Origin of the sequence: Sphingomonas limnosediminicola (genome assembly GCF_039537965.1) — a bacterium.
Classification (GTDB): domain Bacteria; phylum Pseudomonadota; class Alphaproteobacteria; order Sphingomonadales; family Sphingomonadaceae; genus Sphingomicrobium; species Sphingomicrobium limnosediminicola.
In genome coordinates this window covers 995,815-1,019,673 of sequence record NZ_BAABBM010000001.1, presented here as the reverse complement: position 1 = coordinate 1,019,673, position 23,859 = coordinate 995,815, and the positions used below count along the sequence as shown (strand labels likewise).

Genomic DNA, 23,859 nt, shown 5'->3' with positions numbered 1-23,859 from the left:
GGCGGAGCGTCAATTGGTGGCTATCGGCACGCACCCTACACCGTCACCATCCGGGTCTAGTTCCGCTCGGTAGCCAGGCCGGCCTGCCATGACCGGAGCACTTCCAGCGGCACGGGCGGCGTCGCAGTCTGCGTAATACACGCTGCTTTCCAGTTCTTCGGCGGTCTCGGAGGGTTTCGACACGGCGGAAGGAGAGGTGGGCTGAACGGGTACAGCTCCGGACCACTTGGACCAACTGTAACCACCAACGAGGCCGAGAAGGATGGCCGACAAAAGAAGCACGATCGTTCGCACGATGCTCATATCCCACGTCTACATTGCTAAGTGCTTAAGGCCGGACCCGAGCTATTTGCATGCCCATGACCCCGGCGACACATCAGATCGATGAAGATACACCTACAGGATGCGTCCCCGGCATTACTTCTCTAACCGGATGGGGTTCGTCATCCCGCGACCCGAGCTGGAATTCGGTCAGACGAGCTTCACGCCGCAATAGGGCTCCATGGCACTGACACGTTATTGCCACGCGAGTCTCTCGCGATGAGGGGACCTTCTCGCGAATTCACAAGCCAGTGCGATCAAATCCAAGTCATAGCGCTGCGCGAACCGAGACTCCCCAATGCGATGCTGCTCCCCGTAGTGCCACGTGCAGAGGCTAATCGCCCACCGATCGGAAGGCTTTAATCCGACACCGCCGTCAGTGCCGTGTCGTACATGTGCGCACTCGATTGGAAGCTTCGCACAGCCCAGCACGCAGCAGCGATGCATCCGTACCCAGGCCCGGTGAGCCGGACACACCCTCAACGCCTTTTTCGGCTTGCTCCTGATCTTCTCGGGCATGACGATGCTAGGCATGTTCCGCCTCCACGCGGGCTCCACGAGCTGGCGCTCTGCTCCTCGGCTGCGGAGGGTTGATCGCGGCGGATCGGGCGTGCAGCAAATCATGGGGACTGAGGATTAAATCGCGCTCAACCGGCTGCACAATCCCCTTTCGCTACAGCCGACGCCTTTGGGAAACGGAGAGAGAGGACAAACGCGCAAGCGACGAAAACGAATCCGAATTCGGTCCGATTCCCGGAAAAAGCGATGAAAGCGGGATATTTATCCAATGTCCGGAAACGGCTGAGCTATTTAGATGACCATCCGGATATTCGCGCCGCCTTCCGGCGCTTCCAGCGCACAGATGGAACCGCCATGCGCCAGGGCGACCTGGCGGGCGAAGCTTAGGCCGACGCCGCTGCCGCCTTTGTGCGTGGTGTAAAAGGGGAGGAAGATGTCCTCGCGCCGATCTTCAGGGATGCCGGGCCCATTGTCGCGCACTTCGATCCGGCAGCGGCCGTTGGGCTCGCGCGCGAAGGTCAGCGTGACGATGGGTTCGGGCACCTCGATGGTCGCCCGCAACGCGTTACGCAGCAAATTGAGAAGCGCCTGCGCCAACAGTTCGGGATCGGCATTCAAACTCATCGTCTTCGGCTCGATGACCAGCCGCACATCGATCTTGCGATCAGGGGCATGGGTGAGCGCGAGCTGGAGGATTTCCTCGCCCCAGGATTTGGCCTTGAACGGCCGGCGATGGACGTCGGGCGTGTTGGCGAATTCGCGATAGCTCTCGACGAAGCGGAGGATCCCTTCGGCACGACGTGCCACAGTTTCCGTCGCTGCCTTCGCATCGGCGAGGTCGGCTTTGCCCTTGGCCGCCGCAGCGACCATGTCCGCGCCGGAGCGTGCAAGCGAAGTCACCGGCGTCAGCGAATTCATGATTTCGTGCGTCAGCACGCGGACCAGGTCGGCCTGCGCGGCAACCTCGAGCGCGCCGAGCTCACTCTGAACCGGCAAGATCGACAGCACCGTCACCGGTTGATCAAGGCGTGCCACTTGTGCCGACGCGAAGATCGCCTTTTGCGGAACGCCATCGAGCATCAGCCTGGTGATCTTGCGCGTCCCCGGCGGTAGCCGGATGGCCGTGGCGAGCTCCGCGCCCAGCCCGTCGAGGTCACGGACGTTGTGCATCGGCTGTCGAGCGAAAAGCTGGCGCGCCGCCTTGTTCAGCATTTCGACCCGGCCATTGGTGTCCAGTGTCAACAGGGCGCTCGGAGCGTCGTCGACAATCGCGGCAAGATAGCGCCCTTCAGCAGACTCCACAGTGTGGCGGGACTGGAGCGCCTTTAGCGCATTGTCGAGCGTCTCGCCGAGCACGTCGAAGCCGCCGCCGCTCGGGTCGGAAAAGCGTTGCGAATAATCCTCGAAGCGGACGGATTCGACGAAGCGAGAGACGATAAAGTTGGTGCGCCGGATGAAGTTCCAAAGGCTCGCAAGCGCGGCGATCGCGACGAGCGCGGATACGATCAATCCGGCGCGGACGCCGGGTGTCGCTGCCGCCCAGGCGACGAGCATGATGGCGGCAATGAGGACCGCGGTCCGCCACGCCAGTCCGAATTCGAACTTGCGCCTAAAGCCCATGCTTCTCCATGCGCCGGTACAGCGCACCGCGGCTCAGCCCCAACTCGCTCGCCGCCAGCGACACGTTGAAATGATGCATCCGGAGCGCACGCTCGATCATCTGCTTTTCAAGCTGATCGAGGTTCAGCGTATCGCTTTCCGCCGACAGCGGCGCCGCGCGATGACGCGTCGGAAGCGGAAAATCCTCGGCGCGATACTCGTCGCCTTCCGCCATGATGACGGCGCGTTCCGAGGCGTGGCGAAGCGCGCGGACATTCCCGGGCCAATCATGCTCGATAAGCATTTGCAGCACGCCGGGCGGAAGCTTCCGCTGCGGCTTGTCGTATTTGCGCGCATAAAGGCTGAGATAATGGTCGAGCAGGTCGGGGATGTCCTCGCGGCGGTCGCGCAGCGGCGGGAGTTCGATCTCGATCGTGTTGAGCCGGAATAGCAGGTCCTGCCGGAACTTCTTCTCATCGGCGAGCTGCTCCGGCGATGCGTTGGTTGCAGCGACCACCCGGACGTCGATCGGCGTCGGCCGATTGGCGCCAACCGGCACCACCTCTCGCTGCTCGAGCGCGGTTAGGAGCTTGGGCTGAAGATGAAGGGGCAGGTTGCCGATCTCGTCGAGAAACAAGGTGCTGTGGTCCGCAGCCTTCAGCCGCCCGATGCGCTCGCCCGCGGCACCGGTGAAGGCGCCTTTGACGTGGCCGAACAGCTCAGATTCGAACAGGCTCTCACTGGTGGCGCCGAGGTCGATGGAGATCATCGGCTGGGCGTTGCGGCGCGACAGGCGATGGATTTCGCGCGCGACGATCTCCTTGCCGGTGCCGTTCTCACCAAGGATCAGGACGTTGGCGTCGGTCGGCGCTGCGCGTTCGATAAGCACGCGGACGCGCTCCATCGCGGGCGAATGCCCGAGCAGTGGCGTTTCCGTCGAGGGCAACAGCTCGGTCGCGCGCCCACGCTCCGTACGTGCGTCGATGCGACTATGGCGAAGGGCTGCGGCGCTCCTCACCGTGGCCGCCAATCGCTCGTTGCTCCACGGCTTTGCGACGAAGTCGCTGGCGCCCGCCTTGATGGCCTCGACAGCAATTGAGACGGCACCGTGCGCGGTGATAATGACGACTGCGGCATCGGGATCGAGCTCCATGATCTGGCCGAGAAGCCCGAGACCCTCGCGCCCGTCGGTCGCGCCACGCTGAAAATTGAGATCGAGCAGAATTGCGTCGGGACTGGTGTCTTTCAGTAGCGTCAGCAACTCGGCCGGAGACCCAAAGGTCTCGACCTTTTCGAACAAGTCGCGCAGCGCCAGCTTGGCAGCGAGCGTGATGTCCGGATCGTCGTCAACGATGACGGCAAGGCTGAAAGGCGGCTTCACGCTACTTTTGTAGCGCCACTGTCCGATATTGAACAGTGGGCATGACAAAGAAATTGTCAGTGCCGTTTGGCACGCGCCTTGCAGCGTAACGGTCCATGAACCGTGCACCCTATTTGATCTTCACTACGGGCTCTTTCCTGAACGGCCTCCGTCACGTGTCCGCTTCCGGACACTCACTGACCAAAGGTGGACAGTGAGCCTGGTGGAACTTCGTCAAACCAATCGCCCGGAGCCGGTAAGCGGCGGCGCAATGGACCGCGTCGTTGTCCGAAAGAAGATCGACAAGCGGATCCTGATCGGCGGCGCGGCGGCCGCAGTCCTGGTGCTGGTTTCCATTTTCTGGCTGTTCGCACCGCGCTCAGACTCCATGTCGGTGACTCGCGACCGGCTGACGATCGCGACGATTGAGTCGGGCACGTTCGAGGACTTTCTTCCCTTGCGGGCGCGCGTCACGCCGCTGGTCACCGTCTATCTCGACGCGGTCGAGGGCGGGCGCGTCGACCAGAAGCTCGTCGAGGATGGCGCGCACGTCACGCAGGGGCAAATGCTCGCAGTCCTCTCGAACGCGGAGCTTCAGCTCTCTACGCTCGAGAAGCAGGCCGAGGTCGAGCAGCAACTCAATAACATGCGCAGCCAGGAACTTGCGCTGACGCAGACACGCAACTCGAACCTGCGCGACCTGAATCAGGCGGAGACCGATCTCGCCAAGGCAAGGCGCCAGTATGACCTGCAGAAGCCGCTCTCCGAGCGCGGCTTCGTGTCGATGAAAACCTTCAACGATACGAAGGACGACCTTCAGTATCAGCAGCAGCGCCTGGCGATTCTCAAGCAGAGCATCGGTCAGACGGAAGCACTGCAGTCGAGCCAGTTGCAGCAGCTCCGCATCGCCTCATCCTCGCTCAACAGCAGCATGGGCATCGCCCGCAGCAATCTCGGTCAACTCAGCATTCGGGCGCCTGTAACCGGGGAGCTCAGCGGCTTCGACATCCAGCTCGGCCAGTCGCTTCAGCAGGGCGAGCGCATCGGGCAGATCGACAGCACCGGTAGCAACAAGCTCCAGGCCGACGTCGACGAATTTTATCTCGGCCGCGTGCGCGTCGGGCAGACGGCAACCGCCGACTTCGAGGGCAAGACCTACCGGCTCAAGGTCGCAAAGGTCTATCCGCAGGTCCGCAACGGCCAGTTCCAGATCGACCTGACCTTCGATGGCGTCGCGCCCTCGTCGGTGCAGCGCGGCCAGACGATCCAGACCAAGCTGACGCTCGGCGACAGCTCGAAGGCGGTGCTGATTCCGAATGGCGCCTTCTTCAACGACACCGGCGGCAACTGGGTGTTCGTCGTCGACAAGAGCGGCAACGGCGCGACCAAGCGGCAGGTCCAGCTCGGACGCCGAAATGCCGAATATATCGAAGTCCTGAGCGGGCTCTCACCGGGAGAGCGCGTCATCACCTCCTCGTACAGCGGTCTCATCGACAAGGACCGCCTGACCTTCAGCTCCGGCGAGTAAGAAAGGAACACCACCCGTGCTCACCATGACTGGCCTTACCAAGTCCTACCGCACCGACACGGTCGAAACGACCGCGCTCGACAATGTCGACCTCGACATTGCCGACGGCGAATTCGTCGCGATCATGGGCCCGTCGGGCTGCGGCAAATCGACGCTGCTCAATGTGATGGGCATGCTCGATAGCCCGACCTGCGGCTCTTACGTGTTCAATGGACACGAGGTCGCGGGCCTCAATGAATCGCAGCTCGCCGATACGCGCAAAAGCAACATCGGCTTCATCTTCCAGAGCTTCAATCTAGTCGACGAGCTGACGGTCCGCGAGAACGTCGAACTAGCGCTTCTCTACCACAATCATTCGGCCGCTGAGCGCAAGTCACGCGTCGACCGCGTCCTCGACAAGGTCGGCATCGCCCATCGAGCCAAGCACCGGCCAACCCAGCTTTCAGGCGGCCAGCAGCAGCGCGTGGCCGTCGCCCGCGCTCTCGTCGGCGAGCCCAAGCTCATCCTTGCGGACGAGCCGACCGGAAACCTCGATACGGCGCATGGCGAAGAAGTCATGCGGATGCTTCGTCAGCTCAACCAGGAAGGCTCGACCATCGTCATGGTCACGCACTCGCCGGCGCACGCGGATTTCGCGAGCCGCGTCGTGAACATGCTCGACGGCCGGATTCTCCAGGAGCGCCGGCGCGCCGCCTGAGCGGCCAGTCAGTCACGAAGTCACGATTTTGCAGGGAATGACAGCCATGTGGCGGAATTATTGGACGGTCGCGGTTCGCGCGCTTGCCAAGAGCAGGACCTACTCGGTCATCAACATCGCCGGCCTCGCCATCGGCATGGCCGCGTGCATCCTGATCCTGCTCTATATCCGCTACGAAAAGAGCTACGACACGTGGCTTCCGAACGTCGATAACACCTACCAGCTTCAGGCTTGGTATCCGCATCCTCAGGACGGAGAGCCGATCTTCCTGCAGATGTCGGCCTATGTGACCAAGGACCGCATCCGTAAGGACTTCCCGCAAGTCACGAAGGCCGTCTACGCGCTCGGCAGCCAGCCGGTGTTCTACAAGGACGGGCAGGCGTCGGGGACCAAGGATTATCTGATCACCGACGACGACTTCCTGAAGGTCGTCAACCTTCCGCTGGTGGCGGGAAGCACGCTGCCGGCGGCGCAGACAGCGGTGCTTACACAGACCGAGGCGCGCAATCGCTACGGCACCGACCAGGTCGTTGGGCGGACGCTGACCGTCATCTCCAAGGGCGTGAAGCGCGACTTCAAGATCACAGGCGTGATCAAGGACGTGCCGAAGAATTCGAGCCTCAAGGTCAACGCCATCCTGCGCATGGACTTCACCAGCTTCTTCGCGTCGGAACCAAACTTTCTGACCTGCTGGGGCTGCCAATCGGGTTGGGTCTGGCTCCAGCTGAAGCCGGGAACCGACGTAAAGTCGTTGGAAGCGCAAATGCCGGCGTGGGAGAAGCGCAACATCCCCGACCAGCCCAACGGCAGCGTGCGGTTCAATCAGGGCGACGAACAGGATTGGCATTTCGTCAATCTGCGCGACGTGCACTTGGGCAAGGCGCAAGGCGGCACGATGACGCCCGGCAACGACCGGCGCTCGATCGCAACCTTCGGGATTATTGCGCTGCTGATCCTGGGCATGGCGGTGGTAAACTTCACCAACCTCGCAACCGCGCGCGCTGGTCAGCGCGCTCGTGAGGTTGCGCTTCGCAAGGTGCTTGGCGCCACGCGCGGCCAGTTGATCGTCCAGTTCGTGGCGGAATCTATCCTGATTTCGGCGGTGGCGATGTTGCTTGCGCTGGCGCTGGTCGAGCTGCTTGTGAAGCCGTTCGCGGCCTTCCTCGATGCCGATCTCACGCTTCACTATTTCGGGCAGGGTGGAATCCTGCTCCCCGCGATCGGGCTGACCTTGCTGGTCGGGATCGTCAGCGGCCTTTATCCCGCTTTCTTCCTGTCGCGCTTCCAGCCTGCGCAAGTACTCAAGGCCAATCGCTCTGCTGCCGAAACGCCAGGCTCGGGCCGTCTGCGCACGGCGCTGGTGATCGCGCAGTTCGCGGTGTCCATCGGGCTCATCATCTGCACCGCCGTCATCTACGGCCAGACGGTCTACGCGCGCTCGGTCGACCCCGGTTACAAGCGCGACCACATCCTGCAGGTCGAGGACCTCAATCGCTATCAGCTGCTGCCTAAGGCGGAAACGATCGTCGAGCAGATGAAGCGGATCCCGGGCGTCGTCGCGGTCGGCCTGACCGACATCGGCGTCGCGACCGACAACAACAACAACACGGGCCTGATCCCGCCGGGAAGCAACAAGCAGGTCACCATCGGACAATATGGCGTCAGCGATGGCTTCCTCGATGCGATGGGCATGAAGCTGCTCGCGGGCCGCTGGTTCGACCGTAACCGGCCGGCCGACGACATGACCTTCGATTTCCCGATCCAGAAGGAACAGGAAATCGCGATGGCGCGGCGGGGGGTGAACGTCGTCCTCAACCAATATGCGGTGAAAAAGCTCGGCTTCAAATCGCCGCAAGACGCCATCGGCAAGGTCGTGAAAAGCGAGTTGTTCGAGCCCGGCACCGGCATGGTCGAAATCAACATCATCGGCGTGGTTGGCGACACCCGGTTCCGCACCGTCCGCACGCCGATCGACCCGATCATGTTCCAGAACGTGAAAAAGGGCCCGGCTTTCATGATCATCCGCTATCGCGGCGATCCGGCGACGGTCGAAGCGGCGATCGAGCGGCAATGGAAGCAAATCTCGAACGATGTGCCCTTCCAGGCCAAGTTCAGCGAGGACATCATCCGTGAGCTGTACAAGGCCGAGGATTCCCGCGCGCAGATCTTCGCGGCCTTCTCGTTGCTCGCCGTGATAATCGGTTGCCTCGGCCTGTTCGGCCTGGCGGCGTTCACCGCGGAACGGCGCACCAAGGAGATCGGCATTCGTAAGGTGCTCGGCGCGCGGACGCGGGACATCGTCCAGTTGCTCGTGTGGCAGTTCAGCCGGCCGGTGATCATCGCCAACATCATCGCCTGGCCGGTCGCCTGGTGGATGATGCGGGACTGGCTGAACGGCTTCGACCAGCGGATCACGCTGACGCCGATTCCCTTCGTGATCGCCGCGGCCATCGCTCTCGGCATCGCGGTTGCGACGGTGGTCGGCCACGCCGTCCGGGTGGCGAGGGCTAATCCGATTTACGCGCTTCGGTACGAGTAGAATTCCGGCTCAACCAGTTCGCCAAAGGACAAGGGCCATGTGGCGGAATTATTGGACGGTAGCGGTCAGGGCGCTTGCGAAGAGCAAGACCTATTCGATCATCAATATCGCCGGCCTCGCCATCGGCATGGCGGCTTGCATCCTGATCCTGCTCTACATCCGTTACGAGCAGAGCTACGACAAGTGGCTTCCGGACGTGGAGAACACTTACGAGCTCCAGGCCTGGTATCCCCATCCGTCGGATGGCGTCCCGAGCTTCATGCAAATGTCGGCTTATGTGTCGAAGGATCGCGTGAAGAAGGATTTCCCCCAGGTCCAGGCCGCGGCGTACATCCAGGACAATGGCCCGGTCCTGATCAAGGACGGACAGGCGACTTCGACCAAGGGCTACATGTTCACGGACGAGGACTTCCTGAAAGCCGTGAGCCTGCCGTTGGTCTCGGGAACGACGCTGCCGGCGCCGCAGACAGCGGTCCTGACGCAGTCTGAAGCGAGGAAGGTATTCGGCACCGACCGCGTGCTCGGCCAGACGTTGACCGTCATCTCACGTGGCTTGAAACGCGATTTCAAGATCACCGGCGTGATCAGGGATCTGCCGAAGAATTCGAGCATGAAATTCAACGCGATCATGCGGCTCGATTTTGTCGCCTTCAATTCCGACAACCCCGACTTCCTGACCAAGTGCTGGGGCTGCCAGTCGGGCTACGTCTACGTGAAGCTACGGCCGGGCACCGACGTGAAGACACTCGAGGCGCAGATGCCCGCCTGGGAAAAGCGCAACATTCCCGACGAGCCCAACGGCAGCGTCATGTACAACCAGGGCACGGACGAAGACTGGCACTTCGTAAACCTGCAGAACGTCCACCTCGGCAAGGCCCAAGACAGCAGCCTGACGCCGGGCAACGACAAGCGCACGATCACCACCTTCGCGATCATCGCCATGCTGATCCTTGGTATGGCCGTCGTGAACTTCACCAACCTGGCGACCGCGCGCGCAAGCCAGCGCGCCCGCGAGGTCGCCCTCCGCAAAGTGCTCGGCGCGACCCGGAAGCAATTGATCGTCCAGTTCGTCAGTGAATCAATACTCATTTCGGCGGTGTCGATGCTTCTCGCACTGGCGTTGGTGGAGCTGCTCGTCCGGCCTTTCGCTGCGTTCCTCGATGCCGACATCGCGCTCAGCTATCTTGGCAGGGAAGGCGTGCTCCTGCCGGCGGTCGGGCTGGCGCTGCTGGTAGGCATCCTCAGCGGCCTCTATCCCGCGTTCTTCCTGTCACGCTTTCAGCCGGCGCAGGTGCTCAAGGCAAACCGCTCCGCTGCGGAAACGCCGGGCTCGGGCCGCCTTCGCTCGGCTCTAGTCGTGCTTCAGTTCGCGGTTTCGATCGGTCTCATTGTCTGCACCGCCGTCATATATGGGCAAACGGTCTATGCGCGCACGGTCGACCCCGGCTTCAAGCGTGATCATGTCCTGCAGCTCGACGAGCTTGGGCGCGCGCAGCTCTGGCCGAAGGCGGAGAATATCGTTGAGCAAATTAAGCGAATCCCCGGCGTCACCGCGGCCGCGCTGACCGATATCGGCGTCGCGACCGATAATAGCAGCAACACCTTCATCCTGCCCCCGGGCAGCAACAAGCAGGTGCTGATCGGCCAGTATAATGTCGGTGCCGACTATCTAAACGCGATGGGGTTAAAGCTGGTGGCTGGCCGTTGGTTCGACGTCAACCGGCCAGCCGACGACAGCACTGTGCCTTATCCTCAGGATAAAGCTTATGAGAAGGCGCTCGCGCAGCGCGGCATCAATGTCGTCGTCAACGAATATGCCGCCCGCAAGCTCGGCTTCAAATCGCCCGAGGACGCGATCGGCAAGGTCGCGAGGACGGAGTTCTTCGGCGACGAGAACGGCATGACCAACATCACGATCATCGGCGTTGTCGGCGATTCTCGCTTCCGCACCGTGCGCACGCCGATCGAGCCAATCATGTTCCACAAGGTGAAGACCGGCCCTGGGTGGATGATGGTTCGCTACAACGGCGATCCGGTAACGGTGAAGTCGGCCATCGAGCGGCAGTGGAAGCTCAATACCAGCGACGTGCCGTTCAATGCCAAGTTTAGCGAAGATATCATGGGCGAGCTCTACAAGAAGGAAGACGCGCGGGCGCAGATCTTCGCCGCCTTCTCGCTGCTGGCGGTGATCATCGGTTGCCTCGGCCTGTTCGGCCTTGCTGCCTTCACCGCCCAGCGGCGCACCAAGGAGATCGGCATCCGCAAGGTGCTCGGGGCCCGGACGCGAGATATTGTGCAGCTGCTCGTGTGGCAGTTCAGCCGGCCGGTGATCATCGCCAACATCATCGCCTGGCCGATCGCCTGGTGGATGATGCGGGACTGGCTCAACGGCTTCGACCAGAGGATCGCGCTGACCCCAGTGCCCTTCGTGCTCGCCGCTGCGATTGCGCTTGGCATCGCGGTAGTCACCGTCCTCGGGCACGCGGTCAAAGTCGCGCGGGCCAACCCGATTTATGCCCTGAGATATGAGTAAGGATTGCGCCGGGCCGAGTCCCTTTCACCCGGCGTAAGCTGGTCACCGCGGGCGTGCTTGCTGTGCTCTTGCCCGCGGTGACCTAAGCTTCCGAGTCTGAGCCCAAATCGCTCGCGCTCGAGGTCTGTCGCTGCAGGATGAGGACAGCGCGCACGGGCGTCGCTGTGAACAGGACCTTCCGGAGTTTGGCTGGGGGAGGGGGACTCCGGAAGGTCAACTCGTGCCTAGGCTTCCGCGCCCGGTTTGCTCCATACGTACTGTTACGGAGCCTTCATTAAGGGTGCTGCTACCTGCTCAGGGCACTATCAATTGCCTTGCGCCGCAAAGGCGATCCGAAGCGCTTCGGACAAGCTGCGCACGCCAAGCTTCGTCATCAGGTTCGCGCGGTGTATCTCCACGGTCCGGGAGCTGATCCCGAGATCGTAGGCGATCGTCTTGTTGGGCAGACCGTGAGACAGGCCGTCTAGAACGTCTCGCTCACGGGCAGTTAGCACCTGCAACCGCAACGACGCGTCCCGCGCCCGGTCGTCCGTGACCTCTTTGGTCGACAGTCGGCGATACGCCTCGTCGAGGGATTCAAGCAGCGTGGCCTTCTCGAACGGCTTTTCGATGAAATCGACTGCGCCGGCCTTCATTGCCTTCACTGCCAGAGTCACGTCGCCGTGGCCCGTCATGATTATGACGGGGAGCGCGACGCCCTTCGACTGCAGCGCTTCCTGAACCTCCAGTCCGTCCATTCCTGGCATTCGGATATCGAGCAGGATGCATCCGTCTTTCAGCTTGTTGCTTTGCTTCAGAAGCGCATCACCGGACGCGTATGTCTCGACGCGGTGTCCCGAGGTCTTGAGGAGAAAGCCGACCGACCGGCGGATTGCCGCATCGTCATCGACCAAGTGCACCAATCGTTCTTGCGGATCAGGCATTTCTAGATCTCAGCTTTTGGAAGGGTGAATCGAAAGATGGTCCCACCGGCAGGGTTCGCCTCGCACCAAATGCGCCCACCGTGCGCTTCGATGATCGTGCGGGAAATCGACAGGCCGATGCCCATGCCAGATGGTTTGGACGTGATGAAAGGCTGAAACAGTTGCGCCGCAACGGAATCGTCAATGCCGGATCCGGTGTCCTCGACGCTGATCGTCACGACGTCATCCGCACCCTCGGTCAAAATCGTTAGTGATCTGTGGAGCGCGTCCATCATTGCCTCGATGGCATTCCGGATCAAATTGAACAGGACCTGCTGGATCTGGATCCTGTCGACGAAAACCTGGTCGGCGGAGGGGTCGATTTCCACCTGAACGTCGATCCCATGTTCTTGCGAACCGACCAGCGCCAGTGCGTTCGCTTCGGTGACGATGCGCGCGAGGCTTTCCACCCGGTATTCGGTCTGCCCATGGCTAAGGAAATCGCGCATGCGCTTGACGATCTGGCCAGCCCGAAGCGCCTGATCGGCCGTCTCCCGAAGTGCCTCTCTCGCCGTTTCGATTCGCTCGGCGTCTGGGTCACCGCTCAGGAGATCGGCGACTCCTTCGCAATAACTGGCGATCGCGGTCAGCGGCTGGTTGAGTTCGTGCGCAAGCGAAGACGCTAGCATTCCCATCTCGCTAAGCCGGCCGACATGGGCGAGCTCCGTCTGGAGATCCCGCAGCCGCAGGTCCGTTTCCCGCCGCTGCGTAATGTCATGGATGAAGCCGGTGAATATGCGCTGTCCCTCGACCCAGGTTTCGCCGACCGTAAGCTCGATCGGAAACGTGTTGCCGTCGCGGTGACGCGCGGTGGTGACACGGCCGATCCCAATGATCTTTCGGACCCCCGTGTCTTGGTAGTTTTTGAGGTACCCATCGTGCCGCTCGCGGTCCGGGGAGGGCATCAGCATCGACACATTTTCGCCGACCGCTTCGTCTTCGGCATAACCGAACATCTTTTCGGCAGCGGCACTGAACGAAAGGATGATTCCCTTTTCATCAATCAGGACCATGGCGTCCGGAACGGTCGCCAGGATAGAGCGAAAGTGCTCTTCTTGGCCCACCAGAGACGTGTGCGAGTGATCGGCCGGACCGTCCATCGCGGAACTATAGCAGGTCGAAGCGACCGGTCGAATGTTCAGCGGACGCTCGCAACCTTGAATGGCAATCGGGTGCCGTCGGGCTCAATGACAGTAATCGCCTGGCCGAGCCGAATCGGCTTGCCGTCGAGGCACAGGGCGCGCCCAGGATCTCCGTTGCATTGAAGCGTCCAGTTGCAGCCCGACTGGACGACGACGCCGCGCTTATCGGGTTCAGTGGACCAATGGCGCCTGACGGTTGCATGCGCCGGGCTGTCGCGAAACGCTCTCTCGTCAACTGTATCGCGATCATCCAGCGGCAAGCGGATGAGGTAGACGCGACTCACCGAGCCGGCAGGAAATTCTTCGGTGCTGCCCAACTCCAGGCGAATTGATCTCCAAACCATCGGGTTTTGATGCCCGAAACCCTGGCCCGGATGTATACGTGGTTTCCCATAGTGACTTTGTTGCCATGACTAGCAAAGTCACAGGATTCAGCTCGCCCACTTGGCACGCAAGTTGCAGTTTCAGTGTGGGAATGAATAGCGACAGATCAACAGCCGCTCTGACCGATACCGAGAGGGGCGGGTCATCGGTGTCCGCTTATGGACATCACCTGTTCAAGTCCGGACAGGGCGCCGCGAACCGGTCGTTCCCTAGACCGGATGGAGATGGAGGCCCGAGCCGGAATCGAACCGGCGTGCAAGGATTTGCAGTCCTCTGCGTAACCACTCCGCCATCGGGCCGGGGGAGAGCGGCTGCCTTTGCCGTGCCGGTCCCGCCGCGGTCAACCCCAAGACTGGAAAGCGTGAAACCTTCGGGACACAGCCGCTCGTCATTCTATCAACGGCGGTTGGCCTCGCGTGCCCGTGCCGATATGAGCGCATCTCGACAGCCTGCGTCTTCGCGCAGGAGAAACTTGAACTAACGGTGTATTAGCGGCATATAACAGCTATGACGGTGCACACTCCTATTCCCGATTTCGCCGCCGCCCGCGAGGCCATGGTGGAAAGCCAGCTTCGCCCGCAGGGCGTTGTGGACCCCGCGGTTACGCGTGCGATGGGCACGATCCAGCGTGAGAAGTTTCTCCCTGCTGGCGTGCGCCCGCTTGCTTATGCCGACCGCGCGCTTTCCTTCGGCAATGGGCGCTACCTGCCGCCGCCGGCCGTCCTTGGGCAGTTGCTGACGCAGATGGCGCCCATGCCGGGTCAGCGCGCGCTCGTTGTCGGCGCGGGGACCGGTTATTCCGCCGCCGTGCTGCGGGCGATCGGCCTCGACGTCGTCGCCGTCGAGAGCGATGCTGATCTTGCAGCGGAGGCGCGCGAACTCGGCGCTGATATTGTCGAGGGACCGCTCTCAGCCGGCGCGGCCGACTGCGGCCCCTTTCAGCAAATCCTGATCGATGGCGCGGTCGAGTTCATCCCGGACGAGATCGTCGCCCAGCTCGACGACGGCGGCCGTCTCGGCACGGCGATCATCGATCGCGGCGTTACCCGGCTCGTGGTTGGACGCAAGGCCGGCGACGCGTTCGGTTATCTTTCCATAAGCGATTCGGGGGTTCCGGCGCTGCCCGGCTTCAGCCGCCCGAAAGAATTCAAATTTTAAGGGGGCAGCGTGCTTCGTAAGCTTATTTCCGGATCGCTGGTTGCTGCGCTGATGGCGGGTACGGCCTCGGCCGACACCCTGCGCGAGGCGCTTGTCTCGTCCTACCACACCAACCCGACACTCACGGCGCAGCGTGAAGTCCTGCGTGGCGTGGACGCCAGCGTGGCGGTGGCTCGCGCGGCCGGCCGACCGCAAGTCAGTGGCACCTTGGGCATCAACCGCGACCTCAGCCGCAGCGGCATTCTGGAGACGGGGGGAAACGGGCCCACGCTCTCGGCTGGGCTGGACCTGAGCTACCCAATATTCAACGGCGGCGCGGTCAGGAATGACGTTCGTGCCGCGAAGACCCGGGTAGAGGCAAGCCGGGCCACGCTTCGCGCTGTCGAGGGCGATGTCTTCACCCAGGCCGTCACGGCATACATGGATGTCATCCGCGATCGCGCCATCGTGGAGCTCAACGCCAACAACGTCAAAGTCCTGACCACCAACCTCGAGGCGACACGCGACCGCTTTCAGATTGGTGATCTTACTCGGACCGACGTCGCTCAGTCGGAAGCGCGGTTGCAGCTCGGGCGTTCGCGGCTTGCGGAATCGCAAGGCCGCCTGACGGCGAGCGAAGCCACTTACCGTCAGGTTATCGGCCATCCGCCAGGCGTGTTGGCCCCGCCGCCGCCGCTTCCGCCGCTTCCAACAAGCCCGGAAGAGGCCGTTCGAATCGCGCTCGCGAATAATCCCGACCTCATTGCCATCACGCGTCAGGCGATCGCCGCTGGATATGACGTTCGCGTCGCCGAAGCGAGCCGGCTGCCTACTTTGTCGGCAGTGGGAAGCGGCACCTACGTGAACGAGCTTGGCGGCACGATCGGGAATCAGCAGAGCACCGGCGGGCAGACGGCCATCGGCCTGAGTTCCAGGATCCCGATCTTTCAGGGCGGCCTTCCCTCGGCGCGTATTCGTCAGGCGCAGGCCCAGCAGGGCCAGGTCACGGAGCAGGTCGTCGGCACGGAACGCGCCGTCGTCCAGGCTGCGCGCGCCGCGTTCGCGCTCTACGACGCAGCGCAAAAAGCGATCCAGTCCAATACTGTCGCCGCCCAGGCCAACGAGCTCGCGCTCGAAGGCGCTCGCGCCGAGCAAAGTGTCGGCACGCGCACCGTTCTCGACGTTTTGAATGCCGAGCAGGAACTGTTGAACTCCCAGGTCGAACTGGTGACCGCGAAGCGTGACGCATATGTGGCTGGCTTCCAGCTGCTGAATGCGATGGGTCAGGCGGAAGCGCAGGACCTCGGGCTCGACGGCGGTCCGCTGTACGATCCGCTCGGCAATTATCGTCGTGTCGCGGGGAGCTGGAGCGATTGGTCCACCGATCCTCGCCACCCGACGGCCGCGACCCGCACCGTGGATCCCAATGAGCTACCGCCCAATCCGGCCGTCACGCCGCAACTCGTGCCCGGCACGACGTTGATCGAACCGGTGACCACGTCAGGGGTGACTCGGCCGCAGCAATAAGCGATATCCGCGCCCATGCAGTCGCCCGGTCGCGAACCCTCGATGGAAGACATCCTCGCGTCGATCAAAAAAGTGATCGCGGAGGAGAAGGAATTGCGTTCGACGGCGCCGCCCGTCGACCAGCTCGAAGACGAACCTCTGCCCGAAGAGACGTCCGACACCGGCGATGAGGACGTGCTCGAGCTCGACCAGCCGCTTGCGCCGGCCGCGGACCTAGGACCGCCATTGCTCGATGAGCAGGCGGCAGGTCAGAGCCGGCAGGCGCTCGAGCAACTCCAGACCGTCGCCGCGACGACGCCCGCGACGCCACAGGCCAACCCACTTGAGGAGATTGTGCGCGAGATGCTTCGCCCGATGCTCAAGCAATGGCTCGACGATCATCTGCCGCAGATGGTCGAGGAGCATGTGAAGCGCGAAATCTCGCGTATCACGGGGCGCCCGCTCTAGTCCTTGCGTGACGCTGCGGCTTTGCTACGCCGCAGTCATGATTCAGCCCAAGCTTCTCCTCGCCGCCGCAGCCGTCGCGCTTGCGGCTTCCCCGCTTTCTGCCCGCCCGATGACGGCCCGCGACATGCAATCGATGCATCGCCTCGGCGCTCCGGAAGTTTCGCCGGATGGCCGCCTGGCGGTCTTCACGATCTCGGACACCGACTGGGACAAGAACAAGCGCAACAACACGCTGCACACGCTCGACCTGACGCGGCCGGGCGCGCTGCCGCAGCCGGTCAAGGGCGCCGAGAAGGGTCATGATGCCGTCTTCGGGCGCGATGGATCGATCTGGTTCCTGATGCCGGTCGGCGATCACGACCAGCTGTTCCGCATGGCGCCGCGCGGCGCGGCGGTGCAGGTCAGCAGCTTCAGCGTCGACGTCGGCGGCTTCAAGTTGTCGCCCACCGGTGACCGCGTCGTCGTCTGGGCCGACCGCCCGGCGTGCCCGGACATCAGCTGCGCAGGCGTCACGGCGCCCAAGCCGGCAGGATCGGGTCGCACCTACGATCAGCTTTTCGTGCGTCACTGGGATACGTGGGCCGAGCCCGGCACGCGCTCGCGCCTCTACAGTTACCCGGTCGTCAACGGCCGCCTGTCGGGTCCGGGTCTCCGTATCACCGGCAACCTTGAAGGCGATACGCCGTCGAAGCCGTTCGGCGGCGGCGAGGAACTGGCTTTCTCGCCCGACGGCCGCACGCTCTACTTTACGCTCCGCGAAGCCGGGCGGATCGAGCCCTTGTCCACAAACATGGATATCTTCGCGGTTCCAAGCGACGGCAGCACCCGGCCGGTCAACTTGACCGACGCCAATGACGCAACCGACACCGCGCCCGCTGTATCACCCGATGGTCGCACGCTCGCTTACGTCGCCATGGCGAGGCCAGGCTATGAAGCCGATCGTCAGGTCCTCCAGCTGCGCGACATCGCCACCGGCCAGACCCGGGCGCTAACGCAGAATTTCGACCGTTCGGTCGGGTCGGTCGAATGGGCGCCCGACGGGCGTAGCATCCTGATCACCGCCGAAGACACGCTCGAAGAGCCCGTGTGGCGAGTCGATGTCGCGACCGGCAAGGTCACGCGGCTGACGGGCGAGGGCCATTACGCCAACGTCCACGCGCTCGCCGGCAGCGGCGCGATCGTGACGATGAACAGCGTTTACGCTCCCGACGACATCTATCGCCTCGACGCCGCCGGCCGAGCGACGAAGCTGACCGACGTCAACCGCGCTTTGCTTTCGCAGCTCGACCCGGTCACCTTCCGCAAGTTCAGCTTCAAGGGCGCGAACAACGACACGGTGTGGGGCTTCACGCTGAAGCCAAACCTCGTGACGTCCAAGCTGCCCGTCCTGCTGCTCGTCCACGGTGGCCCACAGGGCAGCTTCTCCAACAGCTGGTCCTTCCGCTGGAACCCGCGGCTCTTCTCAGCACCCGGCTACGGCATCGTGAGCGTCGATTTCCACGGATCGACCGGATATGGCCAGGCCTTCACCGACGCGATCCATCAGAACTGGGGCGGCTGGCCGCTTGAAGACCTTCAAAAAGGTCTCGCCTACGCGACCGCTCAAGACCCGCAGCTCGACGCCAACAACGCCTGCGCGGCCGGCGGGTCCTACGGCGGCTACATGATGAACTGGATCGAAGGGAAATGGCCCGACAGGTTCAAGTGCATCGTCCAGCACGACGGCGTCTTCGATGCCCGCGCCATGGCATATGAGACCGAAGAGCTGTGGTTCGACGAGTGGGAGCACGGCAAACATCCTTATTATGAAGCGCCGGGCGAGTTCGAGAAATGGAACCCGGTCAACTTCGTCACCAACTGGCGGACGCCGCAGCTCGTTATCACCAGTGAGAAGGATTTCCGCATCCCCTACACGCAGGGGATCGCCGCTTTCACCGCGCTCCAGCGCCGCAACATTCCCTCGCGGCTGCTGATCTTCCCGGATGAGAACCACTGGGTGCTGAAGCCGAAGAATTCGGTCCAATGGTATGACGAGGTGTTCGGCTGGTTCGGTCGGTGGCTGGGGAAGGACGCTGCCCAGCCTGCCCCCGCGACGGCACCGGCGCGACCCGAGCGAGGTTGATGCTGCAGCGCAGCGCGTTTAGTCGCGCTGCATGAGCGAACTTCCGAAGACTTTCGAACCCCGCGCGATTGAAGATAGCTGGTACGCGCATTGGGAGAGCAACGGCCTGTTCCGGCCCGAGCGCCCCGATGCGACGCCGTGGACCATCGTTATGCCGCCGCCGAACGTCACCGGCTCGCTGCACATCGGCCACGCGCTCGATATCACGCTGCAGGATGTGCTCAGCCGGCGCGAGCGGATGCGCGGCAAGGACGCGCTCTGGGTGGTCGGCACCGACCACGCCGGCATCGCGACGCAAATGGTGGTCGAGCGCAACCTCGACAGCCAGGGCATCAAGCGCGCGGAGATCGGACGTGAAGCATTCCTGGAGCACGTCTGGGAATGGAAGGCGCAGTCGGGCGGCGCGATCACGCGGCAGCTCCGTCGCCTCGGTGCATCGTGCGACTGGTCGAACGAGCGCTTCACGATGGATGAGGGTTTCTCGAAAGCCGTCACTCACGTCTTCGTCGAACTCTACAAGCGCGGCCTTGCCTACCGCGACAAGCGGCTCGTCAACTGGGACCCCAAGTTCCAGACCGCGATCAGCGACCTCGAGGTCGAGACGCGCGATGTGCAGGGCAAGTTCTGGACGCTCAGTTACCCGCTTGCCGACAACAGCGGCGCAATTCACGTCGCAACCACGCGGCCCGAAACGATGCTCGCCGACATGGCGGTCGCGGTTCACCCGGAGGACGAGCGCTACAAGGCGCTGATCGGCAAGCACATCAAGCAACCGATCACCGGCCGCCTGATCCCGATCATCCCCGATGAGCATGCCGATCCGGAGTTGGGCAGCGGCGCGGTGAAGATCACGCCGGGTCACGACTTCAACGACTATGAGGTCGGCAAGCGCGCCGGTTTCATGCCCGCGGACATGCTCAACATGTTCGATGCCGAGGCATACGTTGTGCAGACGCGGGACGGCCTCATCCCGCAGGAGCTGCTCGGCCTGACCCGCGAGGAAACGCGCAAGGCGGTTGTTGCCAGACTGGAAGACGAAGGCGCGCTGGTCCGCGTTGAGGACCGGGTCATCCCTACACCCTATGGCGACCGCTCAGGCGTAGTCATCGAGCCGTGGCTTACCGACCAATGGTATGTCGACGCCGTCAAGCTGGCGCTGCCCGCGCTCCAAGCGGTCAAGAAGGGCGACATCAGGATCGTGCCCGAGACTTGGGCCAAAACCTGGTTCAACTGGCTCGAGAACATCCAGCCGTGGTGCGTCTCGCGCCAACTGTGGTGGGGCCACCGCATTCCGGCGTGGTATGCCGAGGACGGCAAGATCTTCGTCGCTGAGACTGAGGAAGAAGCACGCAAGCAAGCGGGAGACCAACCGCTGCGGCAGGACGAAGACGTTCTCGACACCTGGTTCAGCTCAGCACTCTGGCCGTTTGCGACACTCGGCTGGCCGGAGGAGACCGAGGACCTCCGCCGCCACTACCCCAACGACGTGCTCATCTCCGGCTTCGACATCCTCTTTTTCTGGGACGCGCGCATGGCGATGCAGGGCATCGAGTTCATGGGCGAGGTGCCATGGAAGACGCTCTACCTCCACGGCCTGGTTCGCGACGCGCAGGGCGCGAAGATGTCCAAGTCGAAGGGCAATACGGTCGACCCGCTCGGCCTTATCGACAAATACGGGGCAGACGCGCTGCGCTTCACGCTGGCGGCGATGGAAAGTCAGGGCCGCGACATCAAGCTCGATGAGAAGCGCGTCGAAGGCTATCGCAACTTCGCGACCAAGATCTGGAACGCCGCGCGCTTCCTGCAGATGAACGGCGTCGGCGCTAGCGACAGCATCGCCACACCCGCCGCCGAGCTTCCGGTCAACCGCTGGATCATCGGCGAGGTCGTCGAGACGCTCGGTAAGCTTGATCGCGCCTTCGACGAACTGCGCTACGACGAGATGGCGGATGCCATCTACCACTTCGTCTGGGGCACCTTCTGCGACTGGTATGTCGAGCTGATCAAAGGCAGCTTCGACGAGGAGACCAAGAAGGTCGCCGCCTGGGCGTTCGACCAGATCCTTGTCATGCTCCATCCGCTAATGCCCTTCATCACCGAAGAGCTGTGGAATGCGAACGCACGACCGTACGAACTGATCGTCGCTAAATGGCCCGAGCCGCAGGCTCAGATAGATCTCCGTGCGAAGTCCGAACTCGACTGGATAATCAGGCTCGTCGGCGAAGTTCGGTCCGCTCGTACTGAGCTGAACGTACCTCCATCGGCAAAGCTGCACCTATTCGCTGCGGACGCCTCGGAAGAGACCGCCGCGCGCCTCGACCGCAACTTCGCCATGCTGTCGCGGCTGGCTCGCCTGGAATCGATCCAGTTGTCGACCTTCACGGGCACCGGCGCCGCGCAGGTGGTTGTTGATGAAGCGACATTTGCGCTTCCGCTCGAAGGCGTGATCGACCTCGACGCCGAGCGCGATCGGCTAGCGAAGGGCGCCGCGACTGCCGAAAAGGAACGCGACAGCCTCGCCCAGCGCCTCGCAAACCCGAACTTCACCGAACGCGCCAAGCCCGAAGCCGTCGAAAAGGCGCGAGCCGACCACGACGCCAAGGCGGCGGAGGCCGATCGCCTCCGTGCCGCGTTGGAGCGACTGGGCTAGACGGAGAAACGAGTGGCTGACGCACAAGCGAGACGAGGGCCCCCGCAGCGCGGAAATCTGACCGAAGGCGCGATCGGCCCGACGCTTCTCAAGTTCGCGCTGCCGACGCTCGCGTCCTCGATCCTTCAGTCGCTGAACGGCACCGTCAACGCGATCTGGGTCGGCCGCCTGCTCGGCGAAGGCGCGCTCGCGGCGACGTCCAATGCCAACATGGTCATGTTTCTGCTGACCGCCTTCGTGTTCGGCTTCGGCATGGCGTCGACCATCCTCATCGGCCAGTATTGGGGCCGCAAGGACACCGATGAGGCGCGGCGCATCTTCGGCACCGCGATGGGAGGCTTCGCCGTCGTCACCATCCTGATCGGCATCGCCGGCTATTTCCTGTCCGGCTCGATCCTGCACCTGCTCGGAACACCGGGCGACGCGGCAAAGCTCGCGCTCGATTATCTGCAGGTCATCTTTCTCGCGATGCCGGCGCTGCTGCTTCTGACCTTGATGATGATGGCGCTGCGCGGGGCGGGGGACAGCCTGACGCCGCTCTGGTTCATGATCGTCGCCGTCGTCCTCGACAGCGGCCTCAACCCCTTCTTCATTCGGGGCTTCGGCCCGATCCCGGCGATGGGTATTGCCGGTTCGGCCATGTCGACGCTGATCGGCAATTACGTCAGCCTGATCGGACTCGTCATCTACGTCTATGCGCGGGACCTGCCCCTGCGGTTGCGCGGTGCGGAACTGCGCTACCTGATGCCCAAGCTCACGATCATGAAAACGATCATCGTCAAAGGCTTCCCCATGGGCCTGCAGATGGTCGTCATCTCGATGTCGGCGCTGGCGCTGATCGGCATCGTCAACCGGCAGGGCGTCGACACGACAGCGGCGTTCGGCGTCGCGATGCAGCTTTGGACCTATGTGCAGATGCCGGCGATGGCGATCGGCGCGGCCGTCAGCGCCATGTCGGCACAGAACATCGGCGCCCGGCTATGGGACCGCGTCGGTGCGATCACGCGCAATGGGATCGTCCTGTCGCTGCTGATCACCGGCGCGCTGATCGTGTTGCTGACGCTGGCCGATCGCACGGTGCTCGCGCTGTTCATGGGCTCTGGAAGCCCGGCGCTGCCGATCGCTCGGCACATCCACATGCTCGCGACCTGGAACTTCCTGCTGTTCGGCGTGACCATGGTCCTGTTCGCGACAGTGCGGGCCAATGGCGCCGTCTGGGCGCCGCTCATCATCCTCGCGGTGGGCCTGATCCCGGTCCGTTTCGGCTGGATATTCGCGACTCAGCACTGGCTCGGGCCGGACGCGGTATGGCTCAGCTTCCCGGTCAGCTCCTTCGCCAATATGGCGCTCGCCGTCTTGTACTATTGGAAGGGCGGCTGGCGGAAAGCACAGCTCAGCATCGAGCAAGTCCCGAGCCCTGACGAATGCATCGAAGAGGCGGAGGCAACTCGCGAACCCGGCGGCGCGCTCAACCCGGCGGGCTAGCCTCTAGGCGCCGCGACGGTGATCGCGCCTGGTGCGACGGTTGCCTCGAAAGGCGTTTCCGGCCCGAGTTCGCCATCGATCGACACGCGCATGCGAGGGTGAGTCTCGATCCGAAGCTTCTTGCCGCGAAATTCGGTCAGCGGATCGTGCCGCGATGGATGCTTCAACGCGCTGGTGAGATAGCTCCAGCCGAGCTTCACAACGCTTCGCCCCTCGACTGCTTGAACCACGATCTCGCCGCTATCGACGTTGGCACTTTCGATCAGCTCGATGCCTCCATGGAAGCGCCCGTTGGCAATCCGCGCCTCGGTCGCCCACAGCCGGTGACGCCGCTTGCCGTCGTCCACCGTCAGCCGGAACGCCTTGAAGCTGGCGGCCGACCAGCCGGCCCACAGCAGATAGCCAAGCCGGCCCAGGGTCCGCTTCAAGCCATGCGGCACGGTCTCCGCCACCTTGGGCGCGAGGCCCAGCGCGGCATTGTTGAGGAAATAATCGCCATTGATCGCCGCAAGATCGATCTGCCGCGGCAAGCCATTGGCAATCACGTCGATAGCACCGTCCAGATCGAGCGGGATGCCCAGCGTGCGCGCGAAACTGTTTGCCGTGCCGAGCGGGAGCAGCGCGAACACCGTATCACTCCCCAGAAAATCGTCGACCGTCTCGGACAGCGTCCCGTCGCCACCGCCGACGATGACCATCGGCGCGCGCTTCACCGCCGCCTTTATTTCGTGCGGGAGGGTCTCGGGGTCGTCCACCGACCGCGCATCGATCAGCTCAACCCCTGCACCGGTCAGCTTCTCGCGCGCCTGTTCGAACGCGTCCGCGCCGCTCCGGCTCGCCGTGTTGACGATCAGGATCGCTTTTCGGGGCAGCTTATTGTTGTTTGCCATCCCCACTAAGCGGCGGC

General features: G+C 63.1%; 18 protein-coding genes and 1 tRNA gene. 10 read left to right on the top strand and 9 right to left on the bottom strand.

The window, feature by feature from the left end; genetic code table 11:
- Window positions 1–9: 9 nt before the first annotated feature.
- The 4 genes from ABD704_RS05240 to ABD704_RS05225 all read right to left on the bottom strand — a co-directional run bounded on the left by ABD704_RS05240 (window position 10) and on the right by ABD704_RS05225 (window position 3,820).
- A complete protein-coding gene (locus ABD704_RS05240) occupies window positions 10–303 on the bottom strand; it encodes an excalibur calcium-binding domain-containing protein (protein ID WP_344698624.1) in 294 nt (97 codons plus the stop codon).
- Window positions 304–516: 213 nt separating this feature from the next.
- Window positions 517–840, bottom strand: a complete 324-nt coding sequence (locus ABD704_RS05235; protein ID WP_344700493.1) for a putative HNHc nuclease — start codon at window positions 838–840, stop codon at window positions 517–519.
- Between the two features lie 291 nt (window positions 841–1,131).
- On the bottom strand, window positions 1,132–2,460 hold the full coding sequence (locus ABD704_RS05230; RefSeq protein ID WP_344698623.1) for a sensor histidine kinase: 1,329 nt from the start codon (window positions 2,458–2,460) through the stop codon (window positions 1,132–1,134).
- On the bottom strand, window positions 2,450–3,820 hold the full coding sequence (locus ABD704_RS05225) for a sigma-54-dependent transcriptional regulator (RefSeq protein WP_344698622.1): 1,371 nt from the start codon (window positions 3,818–3,820) through the stop codon (window positions 2,450–2,452). Before ABD704_RS05225 ends, ABD704_RS05230 begins: the two co-directional genes overlap by 11 nt.
- A gap of 193 nt (window positions 3,821–4,013) precedes the next feature.
- Between ABD704_RS05225 and ABD704_RS05220 the strand changes: the two genes are divergently transcribed.
- The 4 genes from ABD704_RS05220 to ABD704_RS05205 are packed head-to-tail and all read left to right on the top strand — an operon-like array spanning window position 4,014 to window position 11,096.
- On the top strand, window positions 4,014–5,327 hold the full coding sequence (locus tag ABD704_RS05220; RefSeq protein WP_344698621.1) for an efflux RND transporter periplasmic adaptor subunit: 1,314 nt from the start codon (window positions 4,014–4,016) through the stop codon (window positions 5,325–5,327).
- Between the two features lie 25 nt (window positions 5,328–5,352).
- Window positions 5,353–6,024, top strand: coding sequence for an ABC transporter ATP-binding protein (locus tag ABD704_RS05215; protein WP_425565453.1), 672 nt, complete (start codon window positions 5,353–5,355; stop codon window positions 6,022–6,024).
- 46 nt (window positions 6,025–6,070) lie between these two features.
- Window positions 6,071–8,563, top strand: coding sequence for an ABC transporter permease (locus tag ABD704_RS05210; protein ID WP_344698619.1), 2,493 nt, complete (start codon window positions 6,071–6,073; stop codon window positions 8,561–8,563).
- A gap of 37 nt (window positions 8,564–8,600) precedes the next feature.
- The gene (locus tag ABD704_RS05205) at window positions 8,601–11,096 is read left to right on the top strand and encodes an ABC transporter permease (RefSeq protein WP_344698618.1); all 2,496 of its coding nucleotides are present in this window, start codon (window positions 8,601–8,603) and stop codon (window positions 11,094–11,096) included.
- A 305-nt stretch (window positions 11,097–11,401) separates the two neighbouring features.
- Here the strand turns inward: ABD704_RS05205 and ABD704_RS05200 are convergent, their stop codons facing one another.
- The 4 genes from ABD704_RS05200 to ABD704_RS05185 all read right to left on the bottom strand — a co-directional run bounded on the left by ABD704_RS05200 (window position 11,402) and on the right by ABD704_RS05185 (window position 13,883).
- On the bottom strand, window positions 11,402–12,019 hold the full coding sequence (locus tag ABD704_RS05200; protein WP_344698617.1) for a response regulator transcription factor: 618 nt from the start codon (window positions 12,017–12,019) through the stop codon (window positions 11,402–11,404).
- Between the two features lie 2 nt (window positions 12,020–12,021).
- A complete protein-coding gene (locus ABD704_RS05195) occupies window positions 12,022–13,122 on the bottom strand; it encodes a sensor histidine kinase (protein ID WP_344698616.1) in 1,101 nt (366 codons plus the stop codon).
- A 74-nt stretch (window positions 13,123–13,196) separates the two neighbouring features.
- Entirely contained in the window at window positions 13,197–13,484 is a 288-nt protein-coding gene (locus ABD704_RS05190; RefSeq protein WP_344698615.1) for a hypothetical protein, read from the bottom strand.
- A gap of 325 nt (window positions 13,485–13,809) precedes the next feature.
- A tRNA-Cys gene (locus ABD704_RS05185) sits at window positions 13,810–13,883 on the bottom strand.
- Between the two features lie 208 nt (window positions 13,884–14,091).
- Between ABD704_RS05185 and ABD704_RS05180 the strand changes: the two genes are divergently transcribed.
- From ABD704_RS05180 to ABD704_RS05155, 6 genes are read left to right on the top strand one after another with little or no spacing between them, the layout of a single operon-like run.
- Window positions 14,092–14,742 carry a protein-L-isoaspartate O-methyltransferase family protein gene (locus ABD704_RS05180; RefSeq protein WP_344698614.1) on the top strand — a complete coding sequence of 217 codons (651 nt, stop codon included), beginning with the start codon at window positions 14,092–14,094 and terminating at the stop codon, window positions 14,740–14,742.
- 9 nt (window positions 14,743–14,751) lie between these two features.
- Complete coding sequence (locus ABD704_RS05175; protein ID WP_344698613.1) at window positions 14,752–16,248, top strand: TolC family outer membrane protein; 1,497 nt, start codon at window positions 14,752–14,754, stop codon at window positions 16,246–16,248.
- Between the two features lie 15 nt (window positions 16,249–16,263).
- Complete coding sequence (locus ABD704_RS05170) at window positions 16,264–16,695, top strand: DUF2497 domain-containing protein (RefSeq protein WP_344698612.1); 432 nt, start codon at window positions 16,264–16,266, stop codon at window positions 16,693–16,695.
- 37 nt (window positions 16,696–16,732) lie between these two features.
- A complete protein-coding gene (locus ABD704_RS05165) occupies window positions 16,733–18,817 on the top strand; it encodes a dipeptidyl-peptidase 5 (protein ID WP_344698611.1) in 2,085 nt (694 codons plus the stop codon).
- A gap of 31 nt (window positions 18,818–18,848) precedes the next feature.
- Window positions 18,849–21,467 (top strand): valine--tRNA ligase, encoded by a 2,619-nt coding sequence (locus ABD704_RS05160; RefSeq protein ID WP_344698610.1) that lies wholly within the window; start codon window positions 18,849–18,851, stop codon window positions 21,465–21,467.
- A 12-nt stretch (window positions 21,468–21,479) separates the two neighbouring features.
- Window positions 21,480–22,952, top strand: coding sequence for an MATE family efflux transporter (locus tag ABD704_RS05155; RefSeq protein ID WP_344698609.1), 1,473 nt, complete (start codon window positions 21,480–21,482; stop codon window positions 22,950–22,952).
- Here the strand turns inward: ABD704_RS05155 and ABD704_RS05150 are convergent.
- Window positions 22,949–23,842: a diacylglycerol/lipid kinase family protein gene (locus ABD704_RS05150; protein WP_344698608.1), complete on the bottom strand. Its 894-nt coding sequence runs from the start codon at window positions 23,840–23,842 to the stop codon at window positions 22,949–22,951. The genes ABD704_RS05155 and ABD704_RS05150 overlap by 4 nt on opposite strands.
- Window positions 23,843–23,859: the final 17 nt, after the last annotated feature.